We start from the raw sequence: 20,181 nt of genomic DNA, 5'->3' as shown, positions 1-20,181 counted from the left end.
TTCCTCCATGCACTGGCTGAAGATTTTGACACCGCTTTTGACGGCTTCTTTCCTGACCGCGGCCACGCCGCTGGCCCAGGCGCAAAACTCGGGCGATGCCATCCTGCTGGAAATGCAGAAAGCGTTTCGCAAGCGCGACCAGGCTACGCTGACCCAGCTGCTGCCGCAGGCCGCCGGCCACCCGCTGGAGCCCTGGGCCGCCTACTGGGAGCTCAAGAACCGCCTGGAGACCGCCGCGCCCGACGAGGTGCTGGCCTTCATGGCACGCTATGCGGGCACCTACCAGGAAGACCGCATGCGCAACGACTGGCTGCTGCAGCTGGGCAAGCTGCGCGACTGGGGCACCTTTGCCCAGGTCTATCCGCAGTTTCGCATGCGCGACGACCGCTCGGTCACCTGCTATGCACTGCTGGTGGACAGCCTGCAGGGCCGCGGCGCGCCCGACATGGGCCGGCAGGTGCGCGACCTGTGGCTGGCGCAAAAGGATGCCGACGACGGCTGCACGCTGGCCGCCGCCCAGGCGTATGCGCAAAAGCAGCTGACCGATGCCGACGTCTGGCGCCGCGCGCGCGTGGCGGCCGAGGCCAACCGCCAGAAGGCCGTGCGCGATGCCGTGGCCATCGTCGCGCCCGATGCGGCCGACCAGGTGGCGCAGGTATTCGCCTCGCCGGCCAAGTACCTGTCCGGCCAGAGCAAGGCGCGCGGGCGCGAGCGCAAGGAGCTGGCATTGCTGGCACTGATCCGCATGGCGGCCGGCGATCCCGATGCGGCGGCCACGCAGATCGAGGGCGGCTGGGGTGTCCAGCTGGCCGGCGAGGAGCGCAACTGGGCCTGGGCCGTGGCCGGCAAGCAGGCGGCGCTCAAGCTCTCGCCCATGGCGGTCGGCTACTTTGCCAAGGTGCGCCGCGACCAGGACCTGAACGACGACCTGCTGGGCTGGAAGGCCCGTGCCGCGCTGCGCGCCGGCGACTGGAAGACCGTGCGCCGCGCCATCGACGCCATGGGCCCCGAGCGCACCGACGCGACCTGGGCCTACTGGAAAGCCAAGGCCATGCTGGCCGACCGCCCGAACGCCGAGGAGCGCGCCGAGGCCCGCCAGTTGCTGGAGGACACGGCCGGCACCGGCAGCTTCTACGAGCAGCTGGCGCTGGAGGAGATCGGCCAGCGCGTGACCGTTCCGCCCGCCCCCGCGCCGCTCACGCGCGAGGAAAAGGCCGCGGCGCGCGCCAACCCGGGTCTGACGCGGGGCCTGTACGCCATCCAGATCGGGCTGCGCAGCGAGGGCGTGCGCGAGTGGAACTACACCACCAATCTGCACCAGGGCGGCGGCATGGGCGACCGCGAGCTTCTGGCCGCGGCCGACCTGGCCTGCGAGCGCCAGGTCTGGGACCGCTGCATCAACACCAGCGAGCGCACCAAGACCTTTGCCGACTGGAGCCAGCGCTACCCCATGCCCTACCACGACACGGTGCTGGCCAAGTCGCGTGCCATCGGGCTGGACCCGGCCTATGTCTACGGCCTGATCCGCCAGGAAAGCCGCTTCATCATGGACGCGCGCTCGGGCGTGGGCGCCTCGGGCCTGATGCAGGTCATGCCGGCCACGGCGCGCTGGACGGCCCGGAAGATCGGCATGGCGGGCTTCACTCCCGACATGATCAACGACCGCGACACCAACATCACCATCGGCACTTCGTACCTGAAGCTGGCGCTGGACGACTTCGAGGGTTCCATGGCCCTGGCCGCCGCGGGCTACAACGCGGGCCCGGGCCGCCCGCGCAGCTGGCGCAACGGGCCGGTGCTGGACGCGGCCATCTGGGCCGAGAACGTGCCCTTCACCGAGACGCGCGACTATGTGAAGAAGGTGCTGTCCAACACCACCAACTATGCGGCCCTGATCACGGGCCAGCCGCAGTCGCTCAAGAGCCGCCTGGGCACCGTGGGCCCGCGCCCGGCCAACGATCCGGAAACCATGAAGGACCTGCCCTGAGCGGGGCGCACGGCGCCTGAAACGCAGGCGCTTCGAAATCGGGAGCTGCCAGCGCTGCATGTGTCATGGTTTCATGGTGAAAAGCCCGTGAAATCGTGATGATGCAGGCGCTGGCAGCTCCTTTTTTATTCAGGCGTCGGCCGGCTCGCCGTCATGCGCCCGGCCGTTGCGCCGGGCGCTGTCGCGCGCCTGCTGCAGCAGCTCCAGCAGCCGTGCCTGCAGTTCGGCCGGGCAGTCCTGCAGCAGCTCGGCCGCCAGCGCTTCGCGCGTGCTGCGCAGCCGGGCATAGAGCGCCTGGCCCTGCGCGCTCAGGTGCAGGCAGCGCACGCGCTTGTCCGCGGCGCTGGCCGTGCGCAGCAGCCAGCCCTTTTCCTGCAGCAGGGCCAGGGTGCGCGCCATCTGGGCCTTGTCGGCATGGCTGTGCTCGACCATGTCCTTCTGGGTGATGCCGGGCTGGCGGCCCGTGTGCACCAGCACGCGCACCTCGTTGAAGGTCAGCTCGGGATGCACGGATTCCATGGACTTGCGCATGCGCGCGCGAAACAGGTGCAGCAGATCGTGCAGGGTCTCGAACACGTCGATGGACAGGGAAGAGTTCATAAGGCGCGGGGATATTGTTGACAAAATCAACTTATTGATCGATATTTGGTGGACTTTATCAACTTATTGCGAAGCGATGTCCTCTTCCCAGAATTCTCAGACAAGTTCCGCCGCTGCGGGCGCTTCGGTGCTGCAGCGCGTGCGTCATCCGTTCCGCGCCCGCCATGTCCAGCTGCGGGCCCGCGAGCGGACCAGCCCCGGCTTCGTGCGCCTGACCGTGGGCGGCCCGGAGCTCGAAGGCTTTGCCAGCGCCGGCTTCGACGACCACACCAAGCTCATCCTGCCCCAGGCCGGACAGGACCGGCCCAATCTGCCGCGGATCGTCGACGGCCGCCCGCATATCGAGGGCGAGCGCCCCATCATGCGCGACTACACGCCGCTCAACTTCGATGCCGCTGCCAACACGCTGCAGCTGGACTTTGCCCTGCACGACACTGGTCCGGCCGTGCAATGGGCGCTGCAGGCGCCCCTGGGCCAGTGGCTGGGCCTGGCCGGGCCGCGCGGCAGCCTGGTGATTCCGGCGGATCTTTCCTGGCACTGGCTGCTGGGCGACGAATCCGCCATGCCGGCCATCGAGCGCCGGCTGGCCGAGCTGCCGGCCGGTGCGCGCGCCATCGTGCGCGTGCAGCTGGCGAATCCCGCCGACCGGCGCCCGTGGACCAGCGCGGCCGCGCTGGACCTGCAGTGGGTGGATTCGCTGGCAGCGGCCGTGCAGGTGCTCGATATCCCCGAAGGCGAGGGCTTCATCTGGGCCGCCGGCGAGAACCGCGCCATGGCCGAGCTGCGCAAAGCCATTGTGGCCAAGCCCGGCGCCCATCCCAGGCGCATGCGCATTGCTTCCTACTGGAAGCATGGCGAGGCCGGCCACCATGAGGAACTCAGCGAATCCTGAGACCAAAGCGGCGGTAGCGCACGCGCAGCAAGCGCTTTCAGCTATCAAGATTGATAAGTTCGGGCGGCTTAGAGGTTCAGCAGCATGTCGGGATTGCCGGGGACAGGCTGCCTGAGCGCCGCGCCGCTGGCCACCAGGCCGTCGATCAGGCCGTCCAGCCATTGATGGAGCCCCTGGTCCGCAAAATAGCGCCGGTGCAGCAGGCCGAAATACGGCGTGCGCTGCACCCAGTCCTGCAGCGCCGGCAGCGCAATGCGCTGCCATTCCAGCAGCTTGTACTTGAGCAGCACCTTGGCCGCATAGCCGGCATGGCGCTCGGGCGAGCGCACGAAGCCGTCCAGCCGCCTGCGGGCCGTGGCCAGGGCCGGACCCGCGTCGGCGAACACGCTGCCATGGCCGGGCACCACGGCCAGCGGCTGCAGGCGCTCGATCACGTCCAGCGTGGCGGCCACCTCGTCGAAGGCGGCCAGGCCCTCGATCTCGGGAAAGACCACGCCGAAGCCGTTCTCCCACAAGGCATCGGCCGAGATCAGCGTGCGGCTGGCGGGCTCGAACAGGATGATGGAGTGCGGGTCGTGTCCGGGCGCAGCATGCACCTGCCAGTCCCGGCCGGAAAGCCGCACCGTGCCGCCCGGCTGGAGCACGCCGGTGACCGCAAAGCGCGGGCATTCCTGACCCGTGGCCCGGTAGCTGAGCGCGGCTTCGTCCCAGGCCCGGACCTGGTCCGCCTGGCCCGGCGCTATCCAGGTCTGTACCTGGGGATAAGCCGCCTGCAGGGCCGCATTGCCGCCGCAGTGGTCGCTGTGCAGATGCGTGTTGAGAATGCGCGCCAGCGGCGCGCCCTGCAGCGCCGCCTCGACCAGCGCCAGCGTCTGCGGCGCATGGGCGACGTAGCCCGTGTCCACCACGGCCGCGCCTTCCCCATCGCTGTCGCGATCGCCGGGCAGCGCGGCAAAGACGATGTTATTGGCGGAAAGCCAGCCGCGCTCCAGCACGGTCATGCCGGGCGGCAGGGAGGAGAGGCAGTCTGACATCGTGGGACGTGCTCGATGGAGCTGTAGGGTGGGGCGAGCTCGGCTGCACGCCGCCTGCGGCAGAGCGTAGCAGGAGTACCTGCCATGTGAAGGCATCGTACCGGACAGCGTGGGTGCCAGATATGCCAAAAAAATGGCTACGGCCCTTTAGCGGAAAGCACGGAAAGCCTGCACTCCGATGACCTGGAAAAGCCCGGAGCGGCAGGCACTCTCAGCCCGCATGACCCAGTTTGAATACGCTGACGGTTTGCGTCAGCTGGTTTGCCTGTTCCTGCATGGACTGGGCCGCGGCCGAGGCCTGTTCGACCAGGGCGGCATTTTGCTGTGTGGCCTGGTCGATGTGGACCACGGCCTGATTTACCTGTTCGATGCCCGCGCTTTGCTCGCTTGTGGCTGCCGTGATCTCGCCCATGATGTCCGTCACACGCCGAACACTGTCCACGATCTCCTTCATGGTGTTGCCTGCGAGGTGGACCAGTTCGCTGCCCTGGCTGATCTGGGTCACCGAGTCGCCGATCAGGGCCTTGATTTCCTTGGCGGCCTCGGCCGAGCGGCCAGCCAGCGCGCGCACCTCGCTGGCCACCACGGCAAAGCCACGCCCCTGTTCGCCCGCGCGGGCTGCTTCCACGGCGGCGTTGAGGGCCAGGATGTTGGTCTGGAAAGCGATGCCTTCGATGACGCTGATGATGTCCACGATCTTGCGCGACGAGGCGTTGATGGCCTCCATGGTGCTCACCACCTGGGATACCACGGTGCCGCCCTTGCCCGCTACGCTCGAGGCTGTGGCGGCGAGCTGGTTGGCCTGCTGCGCGTTGTCGGCGTTTTGCTTGACCGTAGCGGTGAGCTCTTCCATGGAGGCGGCGGTCTGCTCCAGCGAGCTGGCCTGCTGCTCCGTGCGAGACGACAGATCGAGGTTGCCCGCCGCGATCTGACGTGAGGCTCCGGCAATCGATTCGGCGCCGGCACGCACGTTGCCGACGATGCGCACCAGGCCTTCGTTCATGTCCCGCAGCGAGCGCAGCAACTGACCGGTTTCGTCCTTGCGCATCAGGCTTTCGTCGCGGGCCAGATCGCTGGCGAGGTCCCCCTGGGCCACGCGCGACGCGGCCGCCATGGCGCGGTGGATGGGGCGCGTAATGCCCTGGGTCAGCCACCAGGCCCACCAGATGCAAAACGCCGTCAGCAGAGCCGCCAGCAATATCAGCTGCTGGCGGCTTTGCCGGGCCATGTCGCTGACCTGGTCGGCCAACTCGTCGATGGTGCGGCGCTGCAGCTTCACGAGCTCATCGAGCGTGTTTTCGTAGAGCTTTGCGGTGGGCAGGAAGTGTTGCTCCAGCAGCCGTGCCGCTTCGGCCTTGTTGCCTGCCTCCTGCTCCTTGCCGATGGCATTGCGCGTGCTCAGGTAATCCTTGCGCACCTGGGCAAACTTCTGCTGTATGGCTTTTTCCTCGTCGGAGCTGGGCAGCGCTTCGATCTGCTTGGCCAGGTCCTGGGAATTCTTGGTGCTGGTCTCCGAATCCTTGGCGAACATTTCGGCCAGGGCGGCATCGCCGGTCTTGGCGATGGCGATCGTGCGGCGTATGCCGCCATAGACGTAGCGGCTCCAGTCCGCCAGCATGCGCTCCTTGGACAGGGGGACGTCCATCATCTGGCGCGTGGCGGTTTCAAGAGCGTGCAGGCGCAATACGCTGATCGCCGTGCTGGCGATCAAGGCCAGCAACACCAGGGCAAAGCCAATACCCAGCCGCTTGCCAATCGTCAAATCCTTCAGTTGCATCGTCCCTGCCTTCTACCTCTCCACGAAATGTGTGGATATGTAGCTATGTCGGCAAGTCCGTGCTTGTCATGAGGGCTGGGCAAAAAAAAGCCTCTTGAGCAATCAAGAGGCTTTCCGTTTGGTGCGCGATACATGGATCGAACATGTGACCCCTGCCGTGTGAAGGCAGTGCTCTACCGCTGAGCTAATCGCGCGAAACCTGGTGGGTGATACATGGATCGAACATGTGACCCCTGCCGTGTGAAGGCAGTGCTCTACCGCTGAGCTAATCACCCGAAGACCGCAATTCTAGCACCTTTTCGAGAGTCGATTGAGATGCTGCCGATTTTTTGAGATTCGAACGATCAACCGATGGAGGGTTGGCAATGCCCAAGGCCTGTAAAACTCGCGCATTCCAGACCAGGGACGCCGAGCAAGGGCCGCAACGCGGCTCAGGGGGTAGTCCTGAGTTCCCTGCGCAGGATCTTGCCCACATTGGTCTTGGGCAGCTCGTCGCGGAACTCGATGAAGCGCGGACGCTTGTAGCCGGTCAGCTGCTCCTGGCAGTAGCGCAGCACCTGCTCCTCGGTCAGCGAAGGGTCGCTGCGCACCACATAGACCTTGATGGCCTCGCCCTGCTTGTCGTCGGCCACGCCCACGGCCGCGCATTCGAGCACGCCGGGGCACAGCGAGATCACGTTCTCCAGCTCGTTCGGATAGACGTTGAATCCGCTGACCACCATCATGTCCTTCTTGCGGTCGATGATGCGGGTATAGCCTTCGGCGTCCATCACGCCGATGTCGCCGGTGCGCATGTAGCCGTCGTCCGTGAAGGCCTTGGCGGTTTCGGCGCTCTGGTTGTAGTAGCCGCGCATGACGTTGGGGCCCTTGATGCACAGCTCGCCGGCCTCGCCGATGGGCAGGTCCCGGCCCTCGTCGTCCTTGATGGCGATGGAAATGCCGGGCAGCGGCAGGCCGATGGTGCCGCTGAAGCGCCGGGCCGTGACGGGGTTGTTGGTGCCGATGGCGCAGGTCTCGCTCATGCCCCAGCCTTCGATCATCACGCTGCCCGTGACCTGCTGCCATTGGCGCGCCGTGCCTTCGGAGGCCGCCATGCCGCCGGCCTGCGAGACGCGCAGCTGGGAGAAGTCCAGCGCGCGGAACTCGGCGTTGTTGAGCAGGGCGTTGAACAGCGTGTTGACGGCCGGAAGAATGTGGAACGGGCGCTTTTGCAGCACCTTCACGAACTTGGGGATGTCGCGCGGATTGGGAATCAGGCTCTGGCTGGCGCCCAGCCGCATGGCGAACAGGCAGACCGTCAGCGCGAAGATGTGGTACAGCGGCAGTGCCGCGATGATGTGGGTCTCGTCGGCCTTGACCTTGCCGTCCAGCGCCGGCGTGAACCAGGCATGTGCCTGCAGCGTGGCGGCCACGATGTTGCGGTGGGTGAGCACCGCGCCCTTGGACAGGCCCGTGGTGCCGCCCGTGTACTGCAGGAAGGCGACCGAGTCCAGCGTGGCCGTGCTGGGAGCCAGCCTGCGCGCGGCGCCGGCCTCCAGCGCCTTGCGCAAAGGCGTGACCTGGCGGTCGCTGCCCAGCGGCAGGGTGTAGGCGGGCACCATCTTGGCCAGGTGGCGCACGGCAAAGGTGATCCAGCTGCCGTACATGCCGCCCAGCAGGTCGCCCATGGCCGTCAGGCACACATGGCGGATGGCGGTGCGCTCCAGCACCTCGCCCAGGGTATGGGCGAAGTTCTCCAGGATGATGATGGCCGTGGCGCCCGAGTCCCTGAGCTGGTGCTCGAGTTCGCGCGCGGTATACAGCGGGTTCACGTTCACGCAGATGAAGCCTGCGCGCAGCACGGCCGCCATGCTCACGGCGAACTGCGGCACATTGGGCAGCATGATGGCCACGCGCGCGTCGGGCTCCAGCCCCAGGCCCTGCAGCCAGGCACCCAGCTGTTCGGACAGCCGGCCCAGCTCGCCATAGCTCATCCAGCGGTCCATGCAGACCGAGAAGGGACGCTCGGCATGCTGGCTGAAGGCTTCCTCGAGCAGATGCACCAGCGAGCGGTATTGCTCGGGATGCACCTCGTGGGGCACGTTGGCGGGGTAGTTCTTGAGCCAGGGCGCTGCGTCCATATCCATATCTCGCTGAATCTCGCTGAAGCCGCGCAGGGCCGAAACCCGGCGCGGTGGGTTGCATGCAGGGAAGGAGGGAGAAACCGGCCCGCTGCCCGAGGCGGGCGCAGGCAGCCAGGCGGCTGCGGACGATTCTGAGGGCTGTACCGGCCGGGGACTACCAGTGCTTGTCCTAGCTGCCGCGGCTTTTTGAGGCCGGCTCCGGTTCTGCTACGGTGATGCTCATTTCACCGGGAGGAGCGGTCTTGTGAACGCACGCATATGGCGCATGGTGGTGCTGGGCAACGGGCTGGCCGCCGGGGCGTGGCTGGCCTACTGGTGGCGCAGCCATCCGGGCCTGGCCGTGGCCGGCGTGGCCGTGCTGGCCTGCGGCGCCGGCATGCAGCTGGGCGTGCAGATGCTGCTCATGCGCCATGCCTGCCGTGCGCGGGCCCTGGCGGTGCCGCCGGCGTGGACCCTGGTGCGGGCCTGGTGGGCCGAATGGCGGCTGAGCGTGTACCTGTTCGGCTGGCGCATTCCGTTCCGGGCGCCGGCGCAGCCGGACCGCCTGCATCCGGGAAAGGTGGCCCTGGTGCTGGTGCATGGCTATTTCTGCAACCGCGCGGTCTGGGCGTCGTGGATGCGCCAGCTGAAGGCGCTGGGCATAGGCTGCGCGGCCGTGACACTGGAGCCGGCCCAGGGCGACAGCATGGATGCGATGGTGAATGACCTGGACCGCTGCGCGCGCGAGGTGGTGCGGCACACGGGAAGGGCGCCGCTGATCGTGGCGCACAGCATGGGCGGGCTGGTGGTGCGCGCCTGGCTCAAGGCCTTGCCTGCCAGCGAGCGCGCGCAGCTGGCGGCCCATGTGGTCACGGTGGCCACGCCCCACCGGGGCGCCTGGCTGGCCCGGTTTGCGCACCGCCTGCCGGCGCGCGACATGCGCGAGCACAGCCCGTGGCTGCAGCGGCTGGGCCCGCCCGGCGCGGAAGTTGCCTTCAGCTGCTGGTGCAGCCGCAGCGACAACATCGTGTTCCCGCCCGATCTGGCCCAGCTGGCCGGCAGCGAGGTCCAAGTGGTGGACGATGCGGCCCATATGCAGCTGCTCTACGACGCGCGGGTCCTGGCGTATTGCCTGGCGCTGCGCGCGCGGCTGCAGAACGCTCAGGCAGGGTGTTCCGGGCCTTGAGCCGCGCTGGCGGCCGCCCCCGGCGGCGGGGCCTGGATGACGCGGATGTCCGTGGGCGAGACCAGCGCGATGCCTTGCGCGGCCGTGCGCTGCAGCAGGGCGAACAGCAGGTCGCTGCGCGTGCCGTACACATTGCGTGGGCTGGAGACATAGCCGAAGCTGGTGATGTTGATGGTGCTGCCGCCGAGCGAATCCACGTACATGCTGGGCGCCGGGTCCTTCAGCACGGCCTCGTGCTGCGCGTAGATGTCCAGCACCAGTTCTTTGAGCTGGACGATGTCGGTGGACAGCGGCACGGCGAACGGCATGGCGATGCGGCCCAGCGCGTTGTCCATGGTGATGTTGCGCACGGCCTTGGTGATCAGCTCCGAGTTGGGCACGATGAGCGTGGCCTTGTCGTCGGTCTGGATCTCGGTGGCGCGCACGCTGATGCGGTTGATATTGCCTTCCATGTCGCCGATGCGCACGCGGTCGCCGAGCTTGACGGGGCGCTCGGCCAGCAGGATCAGGCCCGAGACGAAGTTCTGCGTGATGGCCTGCAGGCCGAAGCCTATGCCCACGGACAGCGCGCTGGCCAGCAGGGCCAGCTTTTCGAAGCCCAGTCCCAGCGCGGCCAGCGTCCACAGCGCCGACAGGATGATGCCCACATAGCGGGCCACGGTGCTGATGGAGTTGCGCGCTCCGATGTCGAGCTCGGTCTTGGGCAGGTAGGTCTCCACCAGCCAGTGCTGCAGCGTGCGGAAAAGCGTCAGCCCCGCGACCAGCACAATGACGGCGCGCACCACGGCAATGGGCTTGAGCACGGCGCCGCCGATGGTCAGCCCGCCCGACAGCGTGTCGAACCAGCCCAGCAGGATGCTGGAATTGCCGAAGGTGGCGGTCACCCCGGCCGCGCCCAGCAGCAGCAGGCAAATGCGCACCAGGGCCGACAGCAGCACGCCGATCTGTTCCACGCGCGCCGTGCTCAGCCGCGTGGCCAGCTGAAAGCCGCGGCCCGTGCGGCTGTCGGGCGAGAAGAACCAGAGGAAGAAGTCGTCGGCGAACTTCATCAGCAGCGAGGTGGCCAGCACCACCACCGTCATCCACACCAATTGGGTGGTGACGAAGACCGAGAAGTTCAGGTAGCCGAGCAGGGTGGCGATCCAGGCCGTGAGCACGGTCAGGTGCCCGCCCAGCCAGGCCAGCGTCAGCCAGCCGCTGCGCTGCACCGGGTGGCCGGCTTCGGGCGGGTGGGCGCCGTCCCCGTCCTTTGGGATTCCCTGCGCCCGGTGGCGCTGCCGGTTGAGCGTGACCAGCGAGGCCATGATCAGGCCCACATAGGTCAGCGCGATCAGTCCGTCCAGCGCCACCGTGCTCACCGCGCTGGTGCGCGCCGCCACGTCGATGGCGTTGAGCAGCATGGCAGACCAGGCCAGCGCCGCGGCGCCCCAGGCATAGCGGACCAGGGCCGGGGCCGCGAGGTCGTCGATGCTCAAAAGCCGCCAGGACGGGCGCCGGGGCACCAGCAGGCAGGCACTGATCGAGAGGAAGAAGGCCGCCACGAAGGAGGCCTTGACGAACGCATCGGCCACCGACTGCAGGCGCGGGGCGATGGCGTCGACCGACCGCAAGGCCTCCACCAGCACCAGGCTGGCCAGGCCCGGCAGCAGGGTGCCGACCAGCAGCAGCCAGACGGCCAGGCCGGTGCGGCGCAGGCGGCCGTCGGGCGCGCGGTCGGAGGCCGCATAGCGGCGGCCCAGGTGGCGCAGCCCCATGCGCAGCGGAAACAGCAGGAACAAGGCCAGCGCCAGCCCCCACAGCGGCGTGCTCCAGCCGTTCTTGGCGATGGCCGCGTCCAGGCTGGCACGGCCCTGGCGTGCCAGCGCCTGGATGCGCAGCAGGTCTGCGGGCAACTGCCTGGCGAACTGCTGCCACAGCGCGGGCGACAGCGGCGAGGCGGCCTTGCTCGCGATCTGCTCGTTGAACTGCTGGGTGCGCATCTTCTCGATGGAATCCGAGGTCTGGGCCGCCTCCACCGACAGCAGCTTGCCGCGCTTGATGGCCGAATCCAGGTCGTTGTGCCGCTGGTCCAGCTCCTTGCGCTGCTGCTTGATGTCGCTGCCCTCGTCTCCGCCCGGCGCCACCGGGCCCAGCTGGGCGATGCGCGCATCGATCTGCTTGAGCAGGGGCTCCAGGGCCGCCACGGCGGCATCGGCATCGCGCTTGGCCTTGAGCGCGTTTTCGGACAGGGTCTGCAGGGTCTCGGGCGCGTCCGCATCGTCCAGTGACTGGTGGACCTGGTCGAGCGCAGCCGAGGCCGACTGGATCTGGTCCTGGAGGCCGGCCTGGGCGTCCCCCATGATGGCGGGGTCGGCCGCGAAGGCCAGGCCGATGCCAAAGTGAAGCGCCAGCAGCCAGCGCAGCAAGTGGGTGCAGCAAATACGCATGGAGGAATCTTAGGGACTTATGCACGCAGGAATGCACCAGAACGGCTTTCTTGAGGCCGAGGCCGGGCCTGAACCTGGTTTGCGCAAGTCGCGTGTAGTGCGCGCCAGCGCGCGGCGCCCCCACTATAGAGGCCTTCAAGCCCTGCCCGGTGACAGTCTGTTCCTGCAAAAAAGGAGCTGCTGGCGCAGGCTCTGCAAGGTGTTCAAGAGTAAATACCGCTGCATATGGCTGGCATCAAACGCAAGCAGCTATACGAACAGGAGCATCAAGCCAGCAGGGTTTCGCCGGGGAGGAGTTCCTTGGCGCCTATGGTCGGCTGCTGGCGCAGCTCCTCGTAGAGCGGCTTGAGGTCCACGGAGGCCAGGTCCAGCAGCTGCTGCATGCTGTCGATGACGAAATAGGTCTGCTGGTAGGTGTCGATCTTGTAGAGCGTGCGCATGGTGCGCGCCAGCTCCAGTGGGATGCGGTGCGGCTCGGGGCTGCGCACCGAGTATTCGAGCTCGCCGGCCGAACTCAGGATGCCGGCGCCGTAGGCGCGCAGGCCGCCGCCGTGCTTTTCGCCTTCGCGGATCAGGCCGAACTCGATGGTGTACCAGTACAGGCGCGACAGCATCTCGCAGGCGCCCAGCTCGGCGGCCTTGAGCCCCCCTTGGCCGTAGGCCTGGATGAAGTCGGCGATCACCGGGTTGAACAGCAGCGGCACATGGCCGAACAGGTCGTGGAAGATGTCGGGCTCGACGATGTACTCGAATTCCTCGGGCTTGCGTATCCAGTCCGTGACCGGGAACTTGCGCTGGGCCAGCAGCGAGAAGAACGGCACTTCGGGGATCAGCCCCGGCACGCCCACGATTTCCCAGCCCGTGGCCTTGAACAGGCGCTCGTTGACCTCTTCGAAGCGCGGAATGCGCTCCTTGGCGCCCAGCGAAGGCAGGGCGGCGATGAATTCCTGGCTGGCGCGGCCGGGCAGCAGCGCGCTCTGGCGCTCGTACAGGCGGTGGTAGGTGTCGTGGTCCTGTGCCGTGTAGGCGGCGTAATCCTGGGTGCAGGTGTAGTCGCTGTGGGCCCGGCTGTAGTCGCCGCGCGGCGGGCGGTCGGACTGGCCGTAGACCACGGGGGCAGCCCCCATGGAGCCGGCAAGAGGGGTGTTGGCTGCGTCGATCATGATGCACTCCCTGGATGCAGAAGTGAAACGGCCCGGGCTGGCGGGTGGCCTGCCGGGATATATGGAAGATGAGGCCTTGCAAGGCGCGATGCAAGGCCGGCGCGGCTCAGTCCGGCGGCAGCCGGCCCGACTGGATGAGCTGGCCGTAGTAGCGGTGCTCGTCCTGCACGAAGCGTGCGAATTCCTGCCGGCGCAGGTTCATGCGCAGCACGCCCATGGCGTCCAGGTACTGCTGCATCTCCGGCTGCTGCAGCGCCTGGGCCAGTGCGCCCGTCCAGCGCTGCGCCAGCGGATCGGCAATGCCCGCCGTGGCGAACAGGCCGAACCAGGTGGCCATGTGCATGCCGGGCACGCTGTCGTTGAGGCTGGGAACCCCCGGCAGCTGCGCCACGGGCTCGCGCCAGGTCACGCCGATGGCCTTGAGCCGTCCGGCCTGGTAGTGCGGCAGCGTGGAGCCCAGGTTGTCGAACATCAGGTCGGCCGAGCCTTCGAGCACGGCCGAGAGCGCCGGCCGCGCGCCACCGAACGGCAGATGCTGCAGCGGCACCTGGGTGAGGGACTGGAACAGCTTGCCGGCCAGATGGCCGACGCTGCCCTTGCCGCCCGAGGCATAGCGCAGGGGCTGGCGGTTTTTGGCCATGAAGCGCAGCAGATCGCCGGGCGTGCTGATGCGCCACTGCTGGGCCAGTTCGCTGCGCATGATGAGCACATGGGGCATGCGGCCCACCAGCACCAGCGGCACGAAGTCGCGCAGCGGGTCGTAGGGCAGCTGCGGATTGAGCTGGGGCAGGATGGCATGGGTGCCGACCGCGCCCATGAGCAGCATGGGATCGCGCCCACCGGCACGCGCCACCATGGCCGCCCCGGTGCCGCCGCCCTCTCCGGTCATGTTCAGCACACGGATGGTGCCCAGTCCCGCTGTCTCCTGGGCCAGCTTGCGTGCCGAACGGTCCAGCGGCCCGCCGGCTGCATAGGGCACGACCAGCGTGAGCTCGCGCGAATCCCGTGCTTCCCGGCGGCCGCGGGCCGTGTCGATGGAGGCATGGGCGCTTCGTGCAGCCATGGGCGCGGCCAGGGAGGCCGCCCACAGCAGCGCCCGGCGGCGCGATGCAGACAGAGGGGGACGGGGCGCATGGCTCGTCGCACTCCACGGGCCGCTGATCGTTGCCAGTGCGCCGGGTGGGAGTTTGCGGTGAGTCATGGGTGAAGCGAGGCAGCGGTACAAGGCCGGTCCCGCACAGCATCGTCCGTGGTGCACCGGTATGAGCTCGTCCGGGGCAGGGCGCGGCAGGCGCGGCGGACGACGGCTGAAAAGCCAGCGAACTGTGCATGGTAGGGCTCCGGGCGCTGGGCCAGGCGGCAGAATGCGTCGGTCTTACAAATGGATGCAAAACAGGGCCGGAAACAGCGGGTATGCGCGCCATTGCCGGCCGGCCGCGTCAGCCCTTGAGCACGCCGCGGCGCATCTGGTCCAGCTCCATGGTCTCGAACAGGGCCTTGAAGTTGCCTTCGCCGAAGCCGCTGTTGCCCTTGCGCTGGATGAACTCGAAGAAGATCGGGCCCAGCTGGTTCTCGCTGAAGATCTGCAGCAGCAGCTCGCCGGGCTTGCCGTCGACCAGGATGTTGCGCGCCAGCAGCTCGGGAATGGGCTCCTGCAGGTCGGGAATGCGCTTGGGCAGCAGCTCGTAATAGGTCTCGCTGGTATTGAGCAGCTTGATGCCGTTCATCTGCAGGCCGTCCACGGTGTCGTAGAGATTGGTCGAGCCCAGCGCGATGTGCTGGATGCCCTCGCCGTGGTACATGTCCAGGTATTCCTGGATCTGGCCGGCCTTGTCGTTGCCCTCTTCGTTGATCGGGATGCGGATCTTGCCGCAGGGGCTGGTCATGGCCTTGCTCTTGACGCCCGTGGCCTGGCCTTCGATGTCGAAGTAGCGGATCTCGCGGAAGTTGAAGATGCGCTCGTAGAAGCCGGCCAGCTCGGCCATGCGGCCGCGGTAGACGTTGTTGGTCAGGTGGTCGATGTAGGTCAGGCCCAGGCCCTGCGGATGCAGGTCGGCGCCGGGCAGGGGCTCGAAGTCCACGTCGAAGAAGCTGATGTTGCCCAGGTCGCCATCCTTGGCGCCGTTCTTGCCGCGCCACTTGTCGATGAAGTAGATCAGCGAGTCGCCGATGCCCTTGATGGCCGGAATGTTGAGCTCGCCGGGCGCGGCATGCTGGTCGTAGCCCCAGGCGCCCAGGGAGATGGCGCGCTCGTAGGCGAACTTGGCATCCTGCACGCGGATGGCGATCGCGCAGACGCTGGGGCCGTGCAGGCGGGCAAAGCGCTGGGCGAAGCTGTCGGGCTCGGCATTGATGATGAAGTTGATCTCGCCCTGGCGATACAGTGTGACGTTCTTGCGGCGGTGCTTGGCGATCGCCTGGAAGCCCATGCGCTCGAACAGCTGGCCCATGGCCACCGGATCGGGGGCCGCGTATTCGACGAATTCGAAGCCGTCGGTGCCCATGGGGTTGTCCCAGGTCTGGAAGTCGGTCGCAGAGGTTTGAGTCAGGGGGGCGTTCATAGAGGTCTCCATCCGGTGAATGCACGGCACGCTCGGCCATGGGGCCCGGTGGCATGCGGTTGCAGCTTGGCTTTCACTGTAGGCCAGGCCCGGGACAGCCTTTTTGCATTTGCAGCATGACTTCAAACCCCGAAATGCACGAAAATTGTGTTCAAAATTGATGTTGCACAATATTCGTGTTCATCAAGGGTTAACCCTGAAGAAAAACTGCTCTGTTTTTACAGTCTTTTGCCATGAGCGTGACGCATACCATCGACAAACTGGACAAGGCGATTTTGCGCCGTTTGCAGGCCAACGGCCGCGAAACCTATGACGTGATCGGGGAGCAGGTCGGCCTGTCGCCCAGTGCCGTGCTGCGCCGGGTCAAGCGCCTGGAGGAAAGCGGCGTGATCGACCGCTATGTGGCGCTGGTCCAGCCCGAGACCGTGGGTCTGGGCCTGACCGCCTATCTGAACGTGCGCCTGGAAAAATACACCGAGACCAGCAAGCGCAATCCCATGGACGTGTTCCGTGCCAGCGTGCAGACCTGGCCCGAGGTGGTGGAATGCGTCTCGCTGACCGGCGAGATGGACTATCTGCTGCGCGTGGTGGTGGCCGACATGCAGCACTACAGCCGCTTCATCATGGACACGCTGCTCAAGCACCCCAGCGTGCAGGACTGCAAGACCAGCTTCGTGATGGACCGTGTCAAGGTCACAACAGCCGTGCCGCTCTAGGCGGGGCGGCCTGCTATGGAAAAGCAAGCGCCTCGCCCAGGGGGCGCCTGCCTGCCCTGCTGCAGAGGTGGAGTGGGGCTAATACCAAAACCTTACAGGAATGTTGCAATGCAATATAAATCTTGCCGAGGTTCGGGTTTTTACTTATATTTCCGGCTATGAACCTCCCCAAAGACTGGATGAAATCGCCCTGGCAGGCCGGCTCGCGCTGGCTGCATGGCATGGGCATGTCCCATGACGCCGAGCGGCGCTCGCCGTCTTTGGTGCCCATCCGTACCCTGAGCCCGCGCCACCGCGACCGCGTCACCAAGCATCTGCTGAGCCTGGACGCCGGCGACCGCTATCTGCGCTTCGGCTATGCCGCCAGCGACGAGCAGGTGCGCCGCTACGCCGAGCATCTGGATTTCGAGCGCGACGACATCTTCGGCATCTTCAACCGCCGCCTGGAGCTGATCGCCATGGCGCATCTGGCCTTTGCCGGCCACCCCGAACACGAGAAGTGCGCCGAGTTCGGCGTCTCGGTGCTCAAGAAGGCGCGCGGCTGCGGCTACGGCTCCCGCCTGTTCGACCGGGCGGTTCTGCAGGCGCGCAGCAAGGGCGTGAGTCTGATGTTCATCCATGCGCTGTCGGAAAACACGGCCATGCTCAAGATCGCCCGCAATGCCGGCGCCACCGTCAAGCGCGACGGCTCGGAGTCCGAGGCGTATCTGGAGCTGCCGCCCGCGAACTTCGAAACCCATGTGAGCTCGCTGATGACAGAGCACATCGGCGAAGTCGATTACCAGCTCAAGAAGCAGGCCCGCAATTTCTGGTCCTTCCTTGCCGGCGTGCAGGAAGTGCGCAAGGGTGTCCAGGAAGGGCGCCACCAGTCGGGCGAGTAAATCGGCCGGAGGCGGCGAGCAAGCGCTTCGGCGGGTGTCCCGGCGCCGTCCCCGCCGGCCCGGTTCATGAGAACCGCCCATGGCTTTTGGCGGAATCCAAGCCGCGTGTCACCGCAATCCGCTATTCTTGTAACTCTGTTTGACTACCGCACGTCCTGCACTCCAAGACAGTGTCCGACCCCCATCCTGCGCGACTTCCCGAGAAGGAAGACAAGCGAAGCTTCCTGCAAAGGGTTGCTGAATTCATCCACCCGGCTCCGGAATCTCCCGCCGAGCTGATCGAGACCCTGGCCGAGGCCGAGGACAACCAGGTCATCGGCACCGAGTCCCGCGTCATGCTGGAGCGCGTCATCCGCATGGCCGACATGAGCGCCGGCGACGTCATGGTGGCGGCGCCGCGCATGGATCTCATCAACATCGATGCGCCATTCGACGAGATCCTGCATCAGGTCATCACCACGGCGCATTCGCGCTTTCCGGTCTATCAGGGCGAGCGCGAGAACATCATCGGCATCCTGCTGGCCAAGGACCTGCTCAAGCTGCAGCGCTCTCCCAGCCTCAACATCCGCGCGCTGGTGCGTTCGGCCACTTTTGTTCCCGAGAGCAAGGGACTCAACGACCTGCTGCGCGAATTCCGTGCCAACCGCAACCATCTGGCCGTCGTGATCGACGAGTTCGGCCGAGTGGCCGGCCTGGTCACCATCGAGGACGTGCTGGAAGAAATCGTGGGAGAGATCGAGGATGAGTTCGACATTCCCGAGGACGAGGGCGATATCTTTGCACTGGCCGACAACAGCTACCGCGTGGCCGGCGACGCCACAATCGACCATGTGAGCGAGGAGTTCGGGACCGTGCTGCAGCCCCCCGGTGACGGCGACATGCATTTCGACACCATAGGCGGGCTGATCGCCCACGAACTGGGCCATGTGCCCAAGCGCGGCGAGCAGATTCACCTGGGCGGTCTGGAGTTCACCGTGCTGCACACCAAGGGCGGCGCAGTGCGCTGGTTCAAGGTGGTGCGCGGACCCTCGCCCGACAGCCTGGTCAGGAACTGAGCCTTTCGCATGGCGCAAACGTCTGCCGAGGCTCAAGGGAGGAGCCCGACCCTGCCGGCGCATGACCGTGGCCCTGGCGGTCACGTCTGGGCATGGCGTCTGGGCCTGCTGCTGGCCGGGGGGCTGCAGGCCCTGTCCCTGGCCTGGCCTTGGGCACGCGGCCACGGCGCCGGCTGGCTCAGCCTGGAAGGCGGTTATGGCCGGCCTTTGTGGTGGCTGCAGCCGCTGTCCCTGGCCGTGCTGGTTTATGCTCTGCTGGGCGCGCGTACGCCGCGCCAGGCGGCGGGCCGGGCCCAGCTATATGCCACGGCATGGCTGGCGGCCACGTTCTGGTGGCTGTTCATCTCCATGCATACCTATGGCGGACTGGCGGCGCCCCTGGCGGTGGCCGCCGTGCTGGCCCTGGCTGCCTTTCTGGGCAGTTATTACGCACTGGTTTCCTGGTGTTTCAGGCGGCTGGCGCCCGCTCCATCTGCGCAGGCAGCTATTGTTTTTGCTTCCTTGTGGACGCTGGCCGAGCTGGCGCGCGGCTGGCTGTGGACCGGTTTTCCCTGGGGAGCCGGCGGTTATGCCCATGTGGAAGGGCCGCTGGCCGTGCTGCCGCGCTGGACCGGTGTCTACGGCACGGGCTGGGTGGCCGCCTGGCTGGCCGCCTGGCTGGCCATGGGCGCGTGGCGTGCCAGGAATGGTGCCCGCCCGCTGCGCAGGAAGGTCGTGCTGCTCTCCGCGTTGGTTTTGGCCGTGGTCTGGGGCGGCCTATGGCTCGGCCGTCAGCAGGCGACCGATGCGCCCAGTGCCCTGCCCGGCATGAGCGTGGAGCTGTTGCAGGGCAATATTCCGCAGGACGAGAAGTTCGAAATGGGCTCGGGCATTCCGCTGGCCCTCAACTGGTATGCGCAGCAGCTGCACGCGTCCACGGCCCAGCTGGTCGTGGCGCCCGAGACCGCGATTCCGCTGCTGCCGCAGCAACTGCCCCAGGGGTATCTGGATCTGGTGCGTGCGCCCTTCGTCAAGCCGCAGGGTGGCCAGGCGGCCCTGGTCGGCATTCCGCTGGGCAATTTCGAGCAGGGTTTCACCAATTCGGTCGAAGGCTGGAAGCCCGGCCAGATGCAGCCCTATCTGTACAGCAAGCACCACCTGGTGCCCTTCGGCGAATTCATTCCGCCGCTGTTTCGCTGGTTCACCGACCTGATGAACATACCGTTGGGAGACTTCAACCGCGGCAACCTGGGGCAGCCCTCCATGACCTGGGCGGGCGAGCGCTTGTCGCCCAATATCTGCTACGAGGATTTGTTCGGCGAGGAACTGGGTGCTCATTTCGGCAACGCGGCAGCCGCTCCGACCGTGCTGGTCAACTTCAGCAATATCGGCTGGTTCGGGGACTCGGTCGCCATCGACCAGCATCTGGCCATCAGCCGCATGCGCGCGCTGGAATTCGAGCGCCCCATGCTGCGCGCCACCAATACCGGGGCCACCGTGGTCATCGACCACCGGGCACGGGTGGTTCACGCGCTGGCGCCGTTCGACAGGGCGGTGCTGCAGGGGCGGGTGCAGGGCCGTGAGGGCCTGACGCCCTATGCGCACTGGGTGCATGCGCTGGGGCTGGCGCCGTTGACGCTGCTGTGCTTGGCCGCGCTGCTGGTTGCCTGGCTGCGCCGAGACCGCGGCCAGGCGAAAGCGTAGTGCCTCGCCGGGATAAGCTCCCAGGCGGCAGACCGCAGCGGTATTTGTGGCAGAGTTTCGTGGTTTGCTGCGGGGTTTTGTGGCTGCGGAACAACGATCAGCCTCGATAATGCCCGGT

General features: G+C 66.8%; 15 protein-coding genes and 2 tRNA genes. 7 read left to right on the top strand and 10 right to left on the bottom strand.

Annotated features, from left to right (window positions below):
* Positions 1-7: 7 nt before the first annotated feature.
* Positions 8-1,987 carry a lytic transglycosylase domain-containing protein gene (locus tag V8Z74_RS06420; RefSeq protein WP_349708598.1) on the top strand — a complete coding sequence of 660 codons (1,980 nt, stop codon included), beginning with the start codon at positions 8-10 and terminating at the stop codon, positions 1,985-1,987.
* Positions 1,988-2,116: 129 nt separating this feature from the next.
* Here V8Z74_RS06420 and V8Z74_RS06415 read toward each other — a convergent pair whose 3' ends face one another.
* Positions 2,117-2,587 (bottom strand): MarR family winged helix-turn-helix transcriptional regulator, encoded by a 471-nt coding sequence (locus tag V8Z74_RS06415; protein ID WP_349708597.1) that lies wholly within the window; start codon positions 2,585-2,587, stop codon positions 2,117-2,119.
* Positions 2,588-2,663: 76 nt separating this feature from the next.
* Here V8Z74_RS06415 and V8Z74_RS06410 point away from each other — a divergent pair, with 76 nt between their 5' ends.
* Positions 2,664-3,479: a siderophore-interacting protein gene (locus V8Z74_RS06410; RefSeq protein ID WP_349708596.1), complete on the top strand. Its 816-nt coding sequence runs from the start codon at positions 2,664-2,666 to the stop codon at positions 3,477-3,479.
* Positions 3,480-3,547: 68 nt separating this feature from the next.
* On the opposite strand, the gene V8Z74_RS06405 is transcribed toward V8Z74_RS06410, so the two are convergent.
* The 5 genes from V8Z74_RS06405 to V8Z74_RS06385 all read right to left on the bottom strand — a co-directional run bounded on the left by V8Z74_RS06405 (position 3,548) and on the right by V8Z74_RS06385 (position 8,410).
* Positions 3,548-4,513 (bottom strand): MBL fold metallo-hydrolase, encoded by a 966-nt coding sequence (locus tag V8Z74_RS06405; protein ID WP_349708595.1) that lies wholly within the window; start codon positions 4,511-4,513, stop codon positions 3,548-3,550.
* A 211-nt stretch (positions 4,514-4,724) separates the two neighbouring features.
* Positions 4,725-6,290 (bottom strand): methyl-accepting chemotaxis protein, encoded by a 1,566-nt coding sequence (locus tag V8Z74_RS06400; protein WP_349708594.1) that lies wholly within the window; start codon positions 6,288-6,290, stop codon positions 4,725-4,727.
* Positions 6,291-6,409: 119 nt separating this feature from the next.
* Positions 6,410-6,484 (bottom strand) — tRNA-Val (locus tag V8Z74_RS06395).
* 6 nt (positions 6,485-6,490) lie between these two features.
* Positions 6,491-6,565 (bottom strand) — tRNA-Val (locus V8Z74_RS06390).
* A 156-nt stretch (positions 6,566-6,721) separates the two neighbouring features.
* A complete protein-coding gene (locus tag V8Z74_RS06385; RefSeq protein ID WP_349708664.1) occupies positions 6,722-8,410 on the bottom strand; it encodes an AMP-binding protein in 1,689 nt (562 codons plus the stop codon).
* Positions 8,411-8,657: 247 nt separating this feature from the next.
* Here V8Z74_RS06385 and V8Z74_RS06380 point away from each other — a divergent pair, with 247 nt between their 5' ends.
* The gene (locus V8Z74_RS06380) at positions 8,658-9,578 is read left to right on the top strand and encodes an esterase/lipase family protein (protein ID WP_349708593.1); all 921 of its coding nucleotides are present in this window, start codon (positions 8,658-8,660) and stop codon (positions 9,576-9,578) included.
* Here the strand turns inward: V8Z74_RS06380 and V8Z74_RS06375 are convergent.
* From V8Z74_RS06375 to hppD, 4 genes are all read right to left on the bottom strand, one after another.
* Entirely contained in the window at positions 9,554-12,004 is a 2,451-nt protein-coding gene (locus tag V8Z74_RS06375; RefSeq protein WP_349708592.1) for a DUF3772 domain-containing protein, read from the bottom strand. The genes V8Z74_RS06380 and V8Z74_RS06375 overlap by 25 nt on opposite strands.
* A gap of 266 nt (positions 12,005-12,270) precedes the next feature.
* On the bottom strand, positions 12,271-13,167 hold the full coding sequence (gene phhA / locus V8Z74_RS06370; protein WP_370671026.1) for a phenylalanine 4-monooxygenase: 897 nt from the start codon (positions 13,165-13,167) through the stop codon (positions 12,271-12,273).
* Between the two features lie 106 nt (positions 13,168-13,273).
* Complete coding sequence (locus V8Z74_RS06365) at positions 13,274-14,230, bottom strand: Bug family tripartite tricarboxylate transporter substrate binding protein (protein WP_349708591.1); 957 nt, start codon at positions 14,228-14,230, stop codon at positions 13,274-13,276.
* 376 nt (positions 14,231-14,606) lie between these two features.
* Positions 14,607-15,728, bottom strand: coding sequence for a 4-hydroxyphenylpyruvate dioxygenase (gene hppD, locus V8Z74_RS06360; protein ID WP_349708590.1), 1,122 nt, complete (start codon positions 15,726-15,728; stop codon positions 14,607-14,609).
* A 233-nt stretch (positions 15,729-15,961) separates the two neighbouring features.
* On the opposite strand from hppD, the gene V8Z74_RS06355 reads away from it, so the two are divergent.
* The 4 genes from V8Z74_RS06355 to lnt all read left to right on the top strand — a co-directional run bounded on the left by V8Z74_RS06355 (position 15,962) and on the right by lnt (position 20,063).
* Positions 15,962-16,444, top strand: coding sequence for an Lrp/AsnC family transcriptional regulator (locus V8Z74_RS06355; protein ID WP_066475927.1), 483 nt, complete (start codon positions 15,962-15,964; stop codon positions 16,442-16,444).
* Positions 16,445-16,602: 158 nt separating this feature from the next.
* On the top strand, positions 16,603-17,325 hold the full coding sequence (locus tag V8Z74_RS06350; RefSeq protein WP_349708589.1) for a GNAT family N-acetyltransferase: 723 nt from the start codon (positions 16,603-16,605) through the stop codon (positions 17,323-17,325).
* A gap of 170 nt (positions 17,326-17,495) precedes the next feature.
* Entirely contained in the window at positions 17,496-18,380 is an 885-nt protein-coding gene (locus V8Z74_RS06345) for a CorC family transporter (RefSeq protein ID WP_066475932.1), read from the top strand.
* Between the two features lie 9 nt (positions 18,381-18,389).
* Positions 18,390-20,063 (top strand): apolipoprotein N-acyltransferase, encoded by a 1,674-nt coding sequence (gene lnt, locus V8Z74_RS06340; protein ID WP_349708588.1) that lies wholly within the window; start codon positions 18,390-18,392, stop codon positions 20,061-20,063.
* Positions 20,064-20,181: the final 118 nt, after the last annotated feature.

The sequence above is a fragment of the Comamonas sp. w2-DMI genome (assembly GCF_040187735.1).
GTDB lineage: Bacteria > Pseudomonadota > Gammaproteobacteria > Burkholderiales > Burkholderiaceae_C > Comamonas > Comamonas terrae.
Note: the sequence above shows the minus strand (reverse complement) of the source record. Positions and strands in the feature narration are given on the sequence as shown.